This is a genomic window from Peptostreptococcus sp. MV1 (assembly GCF_000758885.1).
Lineage (GTDB): Bacteria > Bacillota > Clostridia > Peptostreptococcales > Peptostreptococcaceae > Peptostreptococcus.
Map to the genome: position 1 here is coordinate 1 of NZ_JRNB01000111.1, position 1308 is coordinate 1308.

The window sequence follows — 1308 nt, forward strand, 5'->3', positions numbered from 1 at the left end:
GTCGACTAAAAACAAATAACAAAGGAGAATTGACATGTCATCTACAAATATTATATCAAAAATAACTGAAATTTACTATAGAAACATAGAATTTGATCAAGATTTCTTCAAAAACTGGATGGATTTAATACGTTCTCAATCTATCAGGTTCTTCCATAGCTCATTGAACTTTGGGGGCTAAAGGTTCAGACGGATGTAAGTGCTAAAAAAACTTCGTCCAACAGATCGCCTCATGACAACACCTTTATTTTTGNTTCGTTGCGTACAGCTGGGGATTAGTATCCGAGACCTGGATTTGCTTACCATTGGCCTCGTGAATTATATGTATGCTGAAAACAGCAACGATGATTATAAAGGATATGCGGATATGCAGGCTGGTCGTACTAGATCAGCAAAATCTGTTTTTTCTGATATACGCAAGGATTACAGTTTATGATTTATGATATCGAGATTTCAGATCAGGCCGAGATAGACCTTCGTGGAATCTTCGAATACATTGCTTTTGAACTGCAGGCACCANAAAATGCAAGTAGTCAGCTTGATAGACTTGAAGCATGTTATGGATCTTGATCATATGCCGAAGAGGTATCGACAATATGAATTGGAACCATGGAAAAGTCGAGGACTACACGTAGCGCCAGTAGACAATTATCTTGTTCTATATATTCCGAATGATGATACACAAGTGGTTACGATTATCCGTGTTATGTACGGTGGACGAGATGTGGATACGCAATTAAANAGATTTACAAAAACAAAATAATTTGAAAGCATCAATCAGAAATGGTTGGTGCTTTTTTGTATNAATGAAAACCCCNGTTNGACTGGGNTTTCAGTGTAGCTTTAGCGTTGAGAAACTATCAAAAAANCCTCCTTGTTGTATAATATTATTGTGGTCTGGCAACTACAAAAATATTTAACATAAAGGAGGATTTAGTATGTCTAACGATATACATAGTTTATCACATACTATGAAAAATGGGGCAGTTTAAAATACAAGTATAGAGGTCGTCAATTTTGGTGTTGTGGATATTATGTTGACACAGCAGGTAAAAAAGATAAAAAGATAAAAGAGTATATAGCTAATCAACTTAAAGAAGACGAGCTCGGAGAACAATTAACATTTGATTTTACAGACCATTTTTAAGGGCAACTAGTGTGGTCTGCAAGTGCCAGACAACAAAAAAGCCCTTGTAGGCTTGGCAAGTAAACAAGGCCTTAAGGGCTGCACATGAAGAACCACCAGCTAGGCTGGTGGACTTCTTTTTATACTTGCAGATTGATTTTATTCGTGGTTTAGAATATACT

2 protein-coding genes are annotated in these 1308 nt (G+C 36.4%); both read left to right on the forward strand.

The features are described 5' to 3' along the window. The first annotated feature begins 559 nt into the window (after window positions 1–559). Window positions 560–763: a type II toxin-antitoxin system RelE/ParE family toxin gene (locus HMPREF1639_RS09720; RefSeq protein ID WP_442956603.1), complete on the forward strand. Its 204-nt coding sequence runs from the start codon at window positions 560–562 to the stop codon at window positions 761–763. Window positions 764–961: 198 nt separating this feature from the next. After that, window positions 962–1147, forward strand: coding sequence for a transposase (locus HMPREF1639_RS09140; protein ID WP_442956604.1), 186 nt, complete (start codon window positions 962–964; stop codon window positions 1145–1147). The last annotated feature ends 161 nt before the right edge of the window (window positions 1148–1308 follow it).